The organism is Paucibacter sp. KCTC 42545, from assembly GCF_001477625.1.
GTDB lineage: Bacteria > Pseudomonadota > Gammaproteobacteria > Burkholderiales > Burkholderiaceae_C > Paucibacter_A.
On sequence record NZ_CP013692.1, the window covers coordinates 2,006,445 to 2,020,241 of the forward strand.

Consider the following 13,797-nt stretch of genomic DNA (forward strand, 5'->3'; position numbering starts at 1 on the left):
GGAGAAATGACATGAAATTTCTGAAGACGACTTTCGCTGGCGTGGCCTTGCTGGCCTGCATGGCCGGCGTTCAAGCTACCCCGATCAATGTGGGCGGCGTGGTTTGGGATCCAGACTATGTGGCACCGGGTGGCGCTGAGACTGACTTCATCGCTGAACACCAATTCACGCAGTGGTTCGGCAGCACAAACTATGCCAAGGGCACCGTCAACTACGGCGACGCAGCAGGCATTGGATCGGTGCTGTCCACCGTTGACGGTGTGAGCCCTGGCGCCACCGGATTTGTGTTGCAGGGCGTTGGTCGCCTGGGCCGCATCAATGACAACGCCAGCAATATCGGCTCTGGCTTCGGCGCTGCAGGCAGCTTCTGCCCAGGCTGCGAAGTGACCTTTGGCTTTGGCGGCATTGGCCTGAACAAGAACAACACCTTTGACCTGACCAATGCTTGGGTTACCTTGTACGTGGACACCAGCACCCTCTACACCAGCCCACCGGCTGGGCAAGTCGGTGCCGACAAGGCCTTGGATGGCACCGTCTGGCTTGACGCGAAGTTCAACAGCCTTGCCTTCACGAGCGGTAACGTCGCTAGCGGTTTCACAGCTGCCGACCTGCAAGTGATCGGCGGTTTGGCCGCTGGTAACTTCGACCCTAATCTGCTGAAGTTCAATTCAAGCGCCTTCTTCAACCCGAATGCCAAGTACTCGTCCGGCGGCAACGGCTCCATTACGGGCAACACCATCCCTGAACCTTCTAGCCTGGCCCTGATCGGCCTGAGCTTGGTTGGCCTGGGCTTTGCCCGCCGCAAGGCAAACAAGGCTTAATGCCAGTTCTTCTCAGCTGCCAAGGCAGCTGATGCAAGAAGAGGCCGTGCGAATTTTGTTCGCACGGCCTTTTTGTTCATCAAACGGAACATGACCTCGCCGTTAGGCCAAAGCAATCAGTCCGCGCGCGCCAGCAACTTCGTGACGAGGTCAACCGGGATCGCATAGCTGATCCCGGTCGGGTGCGTTAACGCGGTCTCTCGTGACCCCTTAATGAGCACCATATTCAACACACCCACCACGGCACCTGTCTCCAAATCGATGACCGGCCCGCCGCTATTTCCTGGATAAGCCGTCGCATCCAACTGAAGAATATTGAACGTAGCTTCGCGCAATTTTCGAATCGACTTTTCGTTCAACGCTTGCGCCGACGCCTGAGGCAATGCAATCGGCGTGATTGAGGAAATGATGCCACGATGGGTTACCAAAGAAAAACCCAGCGCGCCACCGACTGGGAAGCCCAGAATCGCCACGCTCTTGCCTTCCTGGGCCACCTGATCCGAGGCCAAAGCCAAAGGACTAAGCGCCTCGCCCTGGACTCGCAGCAATGCCAAATCCCGCTCACGGTCAAGCTTAAGGACTTCCACCTCTCGCATCACCCATCGACCCGTGGGACCCGTTGCGGCTCGAACCACCAAGCGCCGTCCTCCAGTCATCTCACCGCCTTCCGGCAAGACATGCTTATTGGTGATCACCAAATTGCCTTCCGCCGCTACGAAGCCTGTACCCCGGAACGAAAAGCGGGGACTATCGGTTTCCCCGAAAGTGCCCACAAGCAACACGGAAGAACGAGACCGTTTGATCAAGGACGGCAAATCAACCGGGGCACCAGCCCTGCTCGGCGTGAGCTCCTGAGCCCCGCTAGGCATGCCGACCACAGCCAACCACCCAACTACCGAACGGCGGTTAAAACCAGAGCCTGCTCCGCTCATGCAAGCGACAAATCGGCCGAGGTTTGCCCCATCTCCAAGGCGGTCACGCAGGAGCGCCAAACGACGTCCGCCTCCTCGACACGGAAGCCATAGAACACACCAACGTCTGTCACCTTCGAACGCAGTGCAACCGCTTTAACTTCAGAAGTGTCGGCAGCACCCAAAACAATGCTCGCATGCCCCGGAACCTTAAGCGGAACATCAATCCTGCATTCGGCCTGAAAACCAGACAGAGAAATTTCTATGATGTTCAAGACAAATTCTCTAGAACGCCCATCCACATCAAAGCGTATTTGAGCAGGACACCTGATTGAATAGCGCTGATGGCGCCGCAAGGGATGCGACTCAAGTGCCGTCCCAGACAGCATTGGCAAAATTCGGCGGTACTCGATCAGGTCATAAATCGACCAAAGCAAAGACTTCTTGCGGTCATCCATCGCCTCAAACACTTTACTTTTTTCATTAAAAAAGTAATCAAGCAAAGCCGGCGTCATGACCGGATCATTGGTTGTGAAATAGCGTCTCTTCGGCAATTTTATATTGGGCAAATTCTGCATGAAGAAATAGCGATGCAAATTCTTCCGACTTGGCCTTCCTTTGTATCCAGCTTTGAATATCTCCGCGGCATGATGCAAATCTAAGGTCGCACCTACAGCAGGTGCGCCATTCGCAAAGTCGTACTGATCGACAACATTGGCCTGTAAACGCTCGAAGAACAGCAGCGCCTCATAGAGCTCAATTTTCTCCGGGTTGACCGCAATAACAAGATGACGGGTATCAAAATATTCCGTGCAATATTGATGCATAAACTTCATCAATGGAAACAGAATGGCACCCCCGGTAGCACGAAAGTCCGGATGCACAGCCAAAGCTGATATCTCTGCGATATTGCCGCCTTTAGCTTTTACCTGCTGCAAGTCAAAGACCGACTGCAATGGAAATCCGAACACACCTTCCCGGATCATCGAAATGGTGCCAACCACCTTACCGTCATACTTTGCACACAAGGTGGTTGTAGTTGGCAGCGAGTGATAAATCGTGATGCGCATTCCAGAAGGATCTGGCAGCATAAATCCGCTCGCGACATAAGCGCCATGCAAGAGCTTGAAACAATCCTCCAACTCCTCCTGGGTATCTGCAATTTTCAATTCCAGGCGAAGATCCGGCGCCGGGTCACATTCCACCATGCGTCGGTAAATGCTGAAGCGAAAATTTGCAGGCAGCACCCCAAAGAGCTTTCGAAGACCCTGGTGAAATTTCTTCTTTAGGCTAGAGCCGCGAATCTTTGTCATACATCGTCCCTACACATGATTTATTGACCGTCAACCGCTGCCAATTTACGCGCAGAGCCCTGCTGGCTCAAACAACTAAAAACAACTGCGTCGGCATCAAAGCCCGATGGACAATTTCTTAACCGTATCTTGCGCTGGAAATTTGTCCCCCAAATCAGCCAGGCGCTTCAATTCCACTTTCGCCTCCGCCTTCTTGCCTGCAGAAACGTAAAAAGTTGCCAGATGTAAGCGATGCAAATGTGCATCCGGCGCCAGGCTCAACGCCTGCTTTTGCACCTCGATGGCCTTTTCCAATTGTCCTCTGCTTGCATAGATTTCTGCCAAAGTATCCAGCAATGGCGCTTGTTTCGGCTGCAATTTAACGGCTCGCTCAGCGTACTCCAAGGCATCAGGCTTCTTGTCGAGATTCAAAAGCCAAGCAACATTATTCAAAGCAGCAGCATTTTCAGGCTGCAATTTAAGCACCGCCCGATAATGCTGCTCCGCCTGAGCATATTGCTTGCCCGTCAATGCCAAGTCACCCAAGTAATAAATAAATGCGACATCAGAAGGATTTTTCTGCAGCCAACGCGTTGCGAACGCGCCACCCTCTGCCGTCTTGCCCCCTGACAGATAGGCATAGTGAGTTTTGATCGCTATGTCTGTGCTCGGGTTTTTGTTCAAGGCGGACTGATAAGCGGCAACTGCCCCCGCCCAATTTTTCTGCGTACTCTCCAACTCAGCTTCCAAAACCTGGCCGATGGCATCGTTTGGACGTTGAGTCTGAACAACCTTTATCACCTTGCGTGCTGAATCTACACGCCCTCGCCCCACCTCAATAGCAATCAGCATTCTTTGTGCAGGCAAATATCGCTCATCGATTGCTAGGGCCCGAGTCAAACTCTGCGCCGCCGCAGATGGATCCTTCAGCGCCACATACAATTCCGCCAAACGTAACAACGGCTGAACCGAGTTTGGTTGCAATGCCATCCATTTGTTGGCCGTCGCAACCGCCTGATTAGACTCACCATTCAGTTGTTCAACTTGCGAAAGCGTCGCAAGCATAGTGGGCTGATCAGGTGCGGCAATTACCCCGTCGCGGGCAAGTGTCAACGCTGCTTTTAACTCTTTGCGGTCAACTAACTTGCGAATCAGCAACAGGCGCGGACCGGACTCATTTGGCCATTCCTTGACCAACTTTGCCAGCGCCTCTTCAATTTCGGAAGAAGGCTTTCCAGACAAAGACTGAAGTTCAATGACGCTCAATTGCGCACGCAAATCCTTGGGCTCAAGAGCGATCCATGCTTTCAATCTAGCAATTGCGGCATCAAGTTTTTTATCATCCTGATCAAGAGAGGCCAAGGTTGCCACCGCAGGATAAAACTTCGGATCAATTTTGAGCGCCCGCTCAAATGCAGCACGCGCCGCCACTCGGTCTCCGCGCATCATTTCCATACGACCACGAAGATTTTCAGCGGACGGCCGGTCTGGTTGTTTCTTCGCAATAGTCTCGAGCACCTGCGCGGCGGCATCCCACCGTTTGACATTCAAGTACGAGCTAAACAAGGCCAAATCTGCAGTTATCTCTTTGTCATCTCGAGAAATAGCCTTCAACTCTTCGAAACCACTATCCCCGCCCTTAGCAATCTTTGCCAAAGCCAATGCGGTGCGGCTCCTAATATCCTTTGGATTACTCTTCACCGCCTTTGAAAAATAGTTCTGAGCCCCAGCCGAATCACCCTGTTGCATATAGGCCTCTGCCGCCAAAGAAAAAGCAGCAGGATAAGGCGAGTCATCGACCAGAAGAGGCTGCAAAACGTTCAAGGCTTTGGCCGGGTCACCGTTTCGGTTATATATTTGACCTAACATCAAACGACTCGCCGCCTGCATCGACTCCGGTGCAACTTTGATGAACTTCTTTAGATAGCTCTCAGCCTGAATCAGGGAATTTCTACGGAATTCAACAACCCCCGCCAACTGCAATGTTCTAGGGCTATCCGGCGTCACCTTCAAAAGATACTGCGCCTGCTCTTGTGCAGCCTTCAAGTCGCTTTTCTCCAGCGCAATCATGCCTAGGAAAAATCTTGTCTGCGGATGATCTGGGAATATTTTCGCCAATTCCGCTATATCATTCCTAGCCGCCTCAATATCCTTCTTGCCAAATTCGGTCCAAATGATTGCAACGTACGACTGCAGATTCTTCTTATCAACTTTAATAGCCTGCCGGTAAGCTGCCAATGCAGCTTCTGACGGCGCTCCGCTCTCCAGTAAAGCGTCGCCTTTCAACTGCCAAGCATCAGCGTTGCTAGGTGCCGATCCCACTAATTTATCAAGCACGGCCATAGCGGCCGGGAATTGGCGCTGGTGGATATACATGCGCGCTTGAAGCAACTGCGCCGAGATATTATTCGGGTCTGCAGCAAAAGATTCTTGCAGTGCATTCTTTGCCTCATCGCTCTTGCCTTGTTGCGCAAAGGCTAAAGCCACCGCAGCCCTTAACTCAGCATTCGCAGCAGGATTCACCAACTTTGACTTGGCGAAGCGAGTGAGCAAAGGTTCAATCTTCCCTTGAGCCAGCAAGCTTTTAGCCAGATGCGGAGCAATCTCTTCGGCGGAATAACCCAAATCTTGCGCCTTAATCAACTCAACTTCAGCGCCAACTGGGTCCCCGGTCTCAAGCAAGACTTTACCAAGCAAATAGCGCGCCTCAGGATTAGCCGGCTGCTTTTGCAATGCATTCTTCAACTGGATGACAGCAGCATTCGATTCCTTTTTGGAAATATGCTCCTTTGCCGACTTCAACATACTTTCTGCCGACCCCCCGGAACAAGCCGAAAGCGCGAGCACTAAGCTCAGGAACAATGGCGTCACGCCATGGCCTTTGAAATTCATGCGTGTCATCCTGGTTAAACAATCAAGTTATATTCAATTTGCTCATCAAGTCGTAAAGAGTGGGGCGACTCACCCCAAGCATTAACGCTGCTTTACCAATGTTTCCGTTGGAGCGTGCCAATGCGTTAACCACAGCCTCACGCTCGGCGTTTTCACGAACAACCTTAAGGCTTGGGAAACTGTCATTGGACTCAAGATCCGGGACTTCAACAGGTAGGTCAATATCTTGCACTGTGACCCGATCCCCATCCGCCATAATGGAGGCTCTTTTCACCACATTTTGCAATTCCCGGACATTCCCGGGCCATTGGTGCAATTCAATGGCTCGTACCGCGTCCTCAGCAAAACTCATGGTCGGCCGACGCCGCTCTGCTGCATATTTTTTCAAAAAGACATTGGCCAACAAAACTGCATCACCACAGCGTTCCCGTAAAGGCGGAATCTCAAGCACAATTTCGGCCAAGCGATAGTACAAGTCCTCGCGGAATTTGCCTTCGCTGATCAAGCTTTTCAAATTTTGATGCGTGGCGCCTAGCACCCTGATATCAATGGGTATTTCCTGGCGTCCCCCAACACGTTCAATGCTCCGCTCTTGCAAGAAGCGCAGTAATTTGGCTTGCAATGCCATTGGCAGATCGCCAATTTCATCCAACATCAAAGTTCCACCGTTGGCGGTTTCTATCTTTCCTACGGTAGTTTTTGACGCGCCTGTAAAAGCACCCTTTTCGTATCCAAAAAGCTCACTTTCCAACAGATTCTCGGGGATCGCTGCGCAATTGATAGCAACGAATCGCCCCTTTCTTTTGGAGGTCTCGTGTAGACCTTGAGCCAAGAGCTCTTTGCCGGTGCCGCTTTCACCCAGCAATAAAACAGTGGCATCGCTGCTCGCCACCTTTTCCAGCGTTCTGCATATACGGAGCATGCCGGGATCGCGGGTCACCAAGCCACTTAGCGCTTCAGTCTGTTGCGCAGTCTGCAAACGCCGGTTTTCCTGTTGCAGTTCATACAAACGATAGGCCCGCTCGACCGTCAAACTTAGGACTTCGGGTTCCACGGGTTTAGCGAGAAAGTCGTAGGCGCCCATTCGAATCGCCCGCAAGGCATTGTCTTGATCGTTTTGCCCAGTCAAGACGATGACTTTTACGGCCGGGTCAATCTCCAGCAACTTCTCCAAACATCGGAAGCCTTCAGACACCGAATCTTGATCTGGCGGCAAACCGAGGTCCATAGTGACCACGGCCGGCGAGTGACGCCGGAACTGCAACACCGCGGAAGCGACGTCGTCCGCTACAACCGATTCATAACGGTCCAAGGACCATTTCAATTGTTTTTGCAGGGCTAGATCATCTTCTACGATCAACAATGGAGCCGAAGGGCGTTCAGAACTCATTGGTGCAGAGGCTCAGAATTTTCAGACATCGCTGAAGTATGAAAAAGTGGTAGCAAGATGGTCACCACCGTCCCTTGTTGTACTTTGCTTTCCACTGAGATTTTGCCCCCCAGTTCCTGCAGATACTGATAGCTTTCATAAGCGCCGATTCCCATACCCGATTCCTTTGTCGACTGGAACGGCTTGAATAGGCGATTTTGAATGAACTCTTCAGTCATGCCACAACCGTCGTCGGTAATCTTTACACAGGCCTGGCTTCCGGAACGTGTCAGCACCGCAACAACCCGCCCGCCCCGCGGTGTGGCATCTAAAGCATTCTGCACCACATGGCCGATTACCCGCTCAATTCGCTCGTCATGCCCTCGGGTACTGACGGCCGCCTCCAAATGAAGCTCGAGTTTTCTACCTTTAGCGGCTGTAGTAGCGACCAAACGCTTCAAGATTTGTGCAAGATCAACACCGCTGACAATGCCGTGAGGCTTTTCACCTTCACGTAACTGGAGCATCAATTGGCGCATTTTCGCCAAAGAATTCTCCACAGTATCGAGCATGTCTTGTTGAAATTCCGGGTTATCTCGCAAGCGTTGAGCATTCTTCAGCATCAAAGAAAGCTGAGTCACGATATTTTTAAGATCATGAACAACAAAAGCAGACATTCGGTTGAAGGAATCGAATTTTTTTGATTCCAACAATGCTTCCGATGCGAGCATTTGCGCAAGATAGCTGGACGCTTGACGGCTGGCGGTCTTCAATAGATCCCGAACCTCCCAATTGATTTCGATGGTGGCACGCGCATGCCCCAAGATCACGAAGCCAAATAATTCCTCACCCACCAAAAGAGGAATCAACAACCAGTATTTCGTATCACCGAGCAACCAAGCCGGGACGTGTACATTGGCGTACTGTGCCGGATTGGCACGGATGTGGTCCAAGTCGAGGATCCATGCCTGGCTGCGCAAAAACTCACTGAACTGCGAGTTGATGGGCTCATGGTTGGTATCAACCGGCAAATTCCATCGCGCCGTTTGATTCAACACTTGGTCTGAGTTGTGCTGCAACCATAAAGCTCCGGCGGGGCTTTCCACTAAATTCGCCAAAGCCCTGACCACCACGACACCCATGCCTTGCGATGGGTCATCTGAAGATAAGGTCGCGGTAAAGCGGAGCCATTCTTCGCGGTAGTCATACCGATAATTAAAGAAGTTTTTACTGATATAGACTTTAAGTCTAGATCGCATGGAACCAGACAGAACCAGCGCGGCAAGGGCTAACAAGGCTCCCGATACCAAGGCCAGTTGCAAGGCCCGCCCCCATTCGCCACCGGTAAATCGAACGTAGTATCCGATCGCCGAAACGAGCAGTAAATAGCTGCCCACCAGCAAAAGGCTAGCCGAATGGAAGACTGCGGCTCGGGAGACATGTAGCTTTTCCAGCCAATTGACATGGCGCCGGGATGCGACAAAAAGCACCGGGACGGCGCAGGCATGGACAGCGGACCTAACCACCAAGGCATCGCCATCAAATTGGCGGAAAAGGGCGGCCTGTGAATAGGTAAACAAATCGAACGCAAAGATGGTGCCTAGCCCAAGACAGACAGGCTTGACATTCCAGCGCGAATCTTCCGTCGCATTGCGGAGCAATTGCTCGACCAGAAGCAATCCAAGAACTGCTTGTGCCAGTAGCGCAAAGGCTGAATACCGCGCCAGATCGCTGCTTAGTTTCTCATCTGATCCTCTGGCAAACAGCAGGACAAGACCGAATCCAAGGCCGGCCAGAACAAAGGGCAGGAACTGAGAAACTGGCCCATTCTGCCTTTTCTCGGCATTTGGCTGGAGCAGTAACAGGAGGAAGGTAAACCAGAGACCGTAGCGCAACCAATCGGCAAACGGTGTCAACCATTGCATCAAGGGGTATTGGCTACCCTGCCATTTACCTACCAGGTTGAACGCAGCCCAAATCCCGCTGCACATAAGTGCAAGCAAGAAGGTCAGGGAAACCGGATTGGCAATCGCGGTTCTAGTCCACCATAAACGACGGATGAAATAGACAGCGAACGCGGCATAGACCAGCATTGCCAAGCCGTCACCAATTAGACCGAGATCCACCAAACCATTCAGCATGCGTGATTGGAACATGCGGCCCGGCCCGCCGGAGGCCCTGGTATTGTTACCAGGGAAAAAACTTGGCGATCAGCGGGCACCTTTACCCGTCAGCACCACGGCGACGGTTTCAAGCATGATCAGCATGTCAAGGAACATGGTGTGGTTCTTGACGTAATAGAGGTCGTATTGCAATTTTTCGACCGAATCTTCAACTGTCGAACCATATTCGTAGCGCACCTGCGCCCAACCAGTAACACCGGGCTTGACGCTCTGCCGAACTGCAAAATAGGGGATCTTGTTGATCAACTCATCAACAAAGTACTGGCGCTCAGGGCGAGGGCCGACCATGCTCATATCGCCTTGCAGGACGTTGATCAGTTGGGGCAGCTCATCGATCCGCACCTTGCGGATGAATCGACCAACTTTGGTCACCCGGTCATCATTGAGCGTCGCCCAACGTGGCTTGCCATCCTTTTCTGCATCGGTTCGCATGCTGCGGAACTTGATCACCTTGAATGGTTTGCCATTCAGGCCTACCCGCTCCTGGCGGTAGAAAACTGGGCCGGTGGACTCCAGCTTGATAAACACCGCAGTAACCAGCATGACCGGCAAGGCGGCGATAAAAATGAGCGAAGCAGAGATGACGTCGAACACGCGCTTGATGGCGGTGCGCACCACGCCTTGATTGAAGCCATCGCCGAAAATCAACCAACCGGCGTTAACGTGACTAATCTTGATCTGCGCCAGAGTCTTTTCGAAGTGCGTGGCGATATCAACGACGCGAATACCGTACAGCTTGCAATCAAGCAACTGGCGCAAGGGCATACTGCCACCGCGACGTTCCGACAAGGCGACCACGATTTCATTGACATTGAGACGGCGAGCGGTGTCCGTCAAGGTGCCTTGCATCTGGATGATTTGATCATCGGCGATGCAGGAACTTTCTTCGTTGGGACCGGGAAGATAGCCGACGATTTGCGCCTGGGGGTCAGATGCCTTCAACGTGGCACCAACAGACTTTGCTGCTGCACCGCAACCAAAAATTAGGATTCGGCTACGGGTTTGCGTCGCAGAGTGCGCCGCGTACACCCGGTGCACCATCACTGCAGCCACAGCCACCATGGCGCCCAGGGTAATCAGTTCACGGTGGCCCGCATTGGTCGGCAGGAAACTGAAAATGGCGTAAGCAAGTGGCAGACCAAACATCAAGCCCAGCAGCGCCCGGGCACAGGATTCGGTGATCGAACGATTGTGGACATGTTGGTAGAGACCACTTGCCGAATTGATGATGAACATGCAGCCAGCCAGGGACAGGCCATGTGACGCCACGAAAGGAATCGTGGAGGCCACGCCATCGCCTTGACTGAGCACCACGGCAACGACGGCGAACAGGATCAAGCCCAAGTCGAAAAGGACATGAAGCAGTGTCTGCCTGTGCAGGTAGTGACTGAAAATCCGGACCATGTCATTCCCCTATGAATTCCGACTGCATCTGATTCGTTGGCGCTTCAAAACATGTCAAATAGACGACCGTCTCATGACAACTTGAAGCCGCCTTACGAACCCAAATCTAGCCAAATCTTGCGCTGAGCCTTTGCTGGATTTGCGAGGTGATCATGCCTGCACAAGGCCCCATTGAAAGCCCCCCGTTTGAAGGGTGCGGCTGAGTAGAAATTCTCACTTCGCGGACTCTAATGAGCCCATCGCAACGCTGCATACGCGACCGTTGCGCAGTAGAGCGCAGGAATTGCCTTTCGCGGGAAGCAACTGGGTCACGACCGTGCGTTTTGCACAAGCGCGTGAGGCTTCTTGAAAAGTTGGGCGAAATGGAAACAGTCTGGGCCGCGCAATAGGTAAAAATGCGTATTTCAGCCCATCCCGGCCACCCATTTCAGCGGAACGCGGACAGCGTTTCAGACGAAGGCGGACACCATTTCAGGCTGATCGCGGACAGCGTTTCAAACTGATCCCGGACACCCCTGGCGCGCGCAAGTGACCTGAGCCGTAGGCATGCTGACCGATTTTTCGGTCCGTCATGCCCACTCCCAGGATTCACATGCGCCAACTTCGACAAACCCTTCGACTTCACCTTGAATCTGGCCTGAGCATGCGCGAGTGTTCGCGCGTGCTTGGCATCGCCAAGTCGACCGTCAATAGCGTCGTTATGAAGGCCCGCGCCGCCGGTGTGGACTGGGCCGCCGCCCAGACGCTGGACGATGCCGCCTTGGAGGCTCGCTTGTACGGCCCCGCTGTGCCTCGGTCCAGCACCCAGCTTGAGCCCGACTTCGCCCTCGTCCACCAGGAACTCAAGCGCCCCGGCGTCACCTTGCAATTGCTCTGGGAGGAGTACCAGCGCGGTCTGACCGACGCCGGCTCGCAAGCCTACAAGTACACCAGCTTCTGCGTGAAGTACCGCGCCTGGGTCACCGGCCTCAAGCGCTCGATGCGCCAGGTCCACCCGGCCGGCGAGCGCCTGTTCATTGACTACGCCGGCCAGACTGTGCCCTTGGTGGACGCTGCCACCGGCGAGATCCGGCAAGCGCAGATCTTCGTGGCCGTCCTCGGCGCCTCGAACTACACCTTCGCCTGCGCCACGCCGACACAGACAGCAGCCGACTGGGTCGGCGCCATCATGGATGCGCTGGAGTTCATGGGTGGCGTGCCCCGGCTGATCGTGCCGGATCAGGCGCGCGCCCTGATCGCCCGGCCCGACCGCTACGAGGCCACGCCTAGCCGTCTGGTCGAAGAGTTCTGCGACCACTACGACGTGGCGATGCTGCCCGCGCGTCCTGCTCATCCCCGCGACAAGCCCAAGGTGGAGGTCGGCGTGCAAATCGTCGAGCGTTGGATTCTGGCGCGGCTGCGGCACCGGCGCTTCTTCACCCTGGCTGAGCTCAACGCCGCTGTCCGGGAGTTGCTGGTGGACCTGAACGCTCGGCCGTTCAAGAAGCTACCCGGCTGTCGGGCCAGCGCCTTCGCGGCCTTGGATCGGCCGCTGCTCAAACCCCTGCCGGCAGCGCGCATGCCCATCGCCCGCTTCAAGCGCGCCCGGGTCAATATTGACTATCACGTTGAACTCGATGGCCATTACTACAGCGTGCCGCACCGGCTGGTGCGCGAGCAGGTCGAGTTGCGCATCACTTCGACCACGGTGGAGATTCTGGCGGGCCAGCAACGCGTGGCCGTGCACGCCTACAGCGTCCGGCGCGGGGCGCACACGACGGCGCCCGAGCACATGCCGGCCTCCCACCGGGCGCACCGAGAGTGGACCCCAGCCAAGCTCATCGCTTGGGGTGAGCACATCGGCGTGGCCACAGCCGCCGTGGTGCGCTGGCAGATGGAACACCGGCCGCACCCCGAGCAAGGCTACCGCTCCTGCCTCGGCCTGCAAAGCCTGGCGCGCCAGTTCGGCCACGAGCGGCTGGAAGCGGCCTGCGTTCGCGCCATGTCGATTCGCTCGCCGACCTACCAAAGCGTCAAGTCGATCCTGGCCACCGGCTTGGACCGGCAAGCCGCGCCGGCCCAAGCCACGCAGGCCGCACTCCCGCTGCATGACAACGTGCGCGGCCCCGATTACTACCACTGACCCCACTGAAGAAGGAGAAGCTCTTGCTCAACGAACACACCCTGGATCAACTGCGCAGCCTGCGCCTAGACGGCATGGTGCAGGCGCTTACCGATGGCGCCACCCGCACGGCAGCGGCCGAGCTGTCCTTCGAGGAGCGGCTGGCCATGCTGGTGCAACGCGAGGTCGATTGGCGCGACGGCAAACGCCTGGCCCGGCTGCTCAAGGCGGCCAAGCTCAAGGTCAGCAGCGCCTGCATCGAGGACATCAACTGGCGAGGCTCGCGCGGGCTGGATCGCAGCCTCATCACCCAACTGGCGGGCTGCGACTGGCTGCGCCACGGCCACAACGTGTTGCTCACCGGGGCCACGGGTTGCGGCAAGACCTGGCTCGCATGCGCGCTGGCCCAGCAGGCGGCACGCCAGGGATTCGCGGTGTTGTACACGCGGGCGCCGAGGCTGCTGGAAGAGCTGCGGGTGGCCCACGGCGACGGCTCCTTCGGCCGGCGCCTGGCACAACTGGCGCGCATTGACCTGCTGGTCATCGATGACTTTGCGATTGCACCGGTCACGGCGGCCGACCGTAACGACCTGCTGGAGTTGCTCGACGACCGGGTCGGCAGCCGCTCGACGCTCATCACCAGTCAGCTACCCGTCTCAAACTGGCACCAATGGTTGGATGACCCGACATTGGCCGATGCCATCTTGGACCGGATCGTCCATTCGGCACAAAAGATCGCGCTCAAGGGCGAGTCGCTGCGCAAGAAACAGGACTCGGTATGAGCACCAAACCAACCACCGCAGAACCGTCCGGGCCAGCCCAAT

General features: G+C 55.0%; 9 protein-coding genes. 3 read left to right on the forward strand and 6 right to left on the reverse strand.

Annotation, left to right across the window (positions count from 1 at the left end):
* Positions 1-11: 11 nt before the first annotated feature.
* Positions 12-821: a PEP-CTERM sorting domain-containing protein gene (locus tag AT984_RS08870; RefSeq protein WP_058719792.1), complete on the forward strand. Its 810-nt coding sequence runs from the start codon at positions 12-14 to the stop codon at positions 819-821.
* A 116-nt stretch (positions 822-937) separates the two neighbouring features.
* Here AT984_RS08870 and AT984_RS08875 read toward each other — a convergent pair whose 3' ends face one another.
* The 6 genes from AT984_RS08875 to AT984_RS08900 all read right to left on the reverse strand — a co-directional run bounded on the left by AT984_RS08875 (position 938) and on the right by AT984_RS08900 (position 10,872).
* Entirely contained in the window at positions 938-1,753 is an 816-nt protein-coding gene (locus AT984_RS08875; protein WP_335338588.1) for a S1 family peptidase, read from the reverse strand.
* Entirely contained in the window at positions 1,750-3,045 is a 1,296-nt protein-coding gene (locus AT984_RS08880; protein WP_058719793.1) for a GNAT family N-acetyltransferase, read from the reverse strand. The genes AT984_RS08875 and AT984_RS08880 overlap by 4 nt, the downstream gene beginning before the upstream one ends.
* 96 nt (positions 3,046-3,141) lie before the next feature.
* Entirely contained in the window at positions 3,142-5,916 is a 2,775-nt protein-coding gene (gene prsT, locus AT984_RS08885; protein ID WP_058719794.1) for an XrtA/PEP-CTERM system TPR-repeat protein PrsT, read from the reverse strand.
* A gap of 22 nt (positions 5,917-5,938) precedes the next feature.
* Positions 5,939-7,306, reverse strand: coding sequence for a PEP-CTERM-box response regulator transcription factor (gene prsR / locus AT984_RS08890; RefSeq protein ID WP_058719795.1), 1,368 nt, complete (start codon positions 7,304-7,306; stop codon positions 5,939-5,941).
* Entirely contained in the window at positions 7,303-9,441 is a 2,139-nt protein-coding gene (gene prsK / locus AT984_RS08895) for an XrtA/PEP-CTERM system histidine kinase PrsK (protein ID WP_231741614.1), read from the reverse strand. The genes prsR and prsK overlap by 4 nt, the downstream gene beginning before the upstream one ends.
* A gap of 54 nt (positions 9,442-9,495) precedes the next feature.
* Positions 9,496-10,872, reverse strand: a complete 1,377-nt coding sequence (locus AT984_RS08900) for a TIGR03013 family XrtA/PEP-CTERM system glycosyltransferase (RefSeq protein ID WP_058719797.1) — start codon at positions 10,870-10,872, stop codon at positions 9,496-9,498.
* Between the two features lie 571 nt (positions 10,873-11,443).
* Between AT984_RS08900 and istA the strand changes: the two genes are divergently transcribed.
* Entirely contained in the window at positions 11,444-12,994 is a 1,551-nt protein-coding gene (istA, locus tag AT984_RS08905; protein ID WP_058718810.1) for an IS21 family transposase, read from the forward strand.
* 23 nt (positions 12,995-13,017) lie between these two features.
* Positions 13,018-13,755: an IS21-like element helper ATPase IstB gene (gene istB, locus AT984_RS08910; protein ID WP_058718811.1), complete on the forward strand. Its 738-nt coding sequence runs from the start codon at positions 13,018-13,020 to the stop codon at positions 13,753-13,755.
* Positions 13,756-13,797 lie beyond the last annotated feature (42 nt).

Coding starts and splice junctions, on each gene's coding strand:
- AT984_RS08870 (WP_058719792.1), top strand. CDS start 12: ATGAAATTTCTGAAGACGACTTTCGCTGGCGTGGCCTTGCTGGCCTGC.
- AT984_RS08875 (WP_335338588.1), bottom strand. CDS start 1,753: ATGAGCGGAGCAGGCTCTGGTTTTAACCGCCGTTCGGTAGTTGGGTGG.
- AT984_RS08880 (WP_058719793.1), bottom strand. CDS start 3,045: ATGACAAAGATTCGCGGCTCTAGCCTAAAGAAGAAATTTCACCAGGGT.
- prsT (WP_058719794.1), bottom strand. CDS start 5,916: ATGAATTTCAAAGGCCATGGCGTGACGCCATTGTTCCTGAGCTTAGTG.
- prsR (WP_058719795.1), bottom strand. CDS start 7,306: ATGAGTTCTGAACGCCCTTCGGCTCCATTGTTGATCGTAGAAGATGAT.
- prsK (WP_231741614.1), bottom strand. CDS start 9,441: ATGTTCCAATCACGCATGCTGAATGGTTTGGTGGATCTCGGTCTAATT.
- AT984_RS08900 (WP_058719797.1), bottom strand. CDS start 10,872: ATGGTCCGGATTTTCAGTCACTACCTGCACAGGCAGACACTGCTTCAT.
- istA (WP_058718810.1), top strand. CDS start 11,444: ATGCCCACTCCCAGGATTCACATGCGCCAACTTCGACAAACCCTTCGA.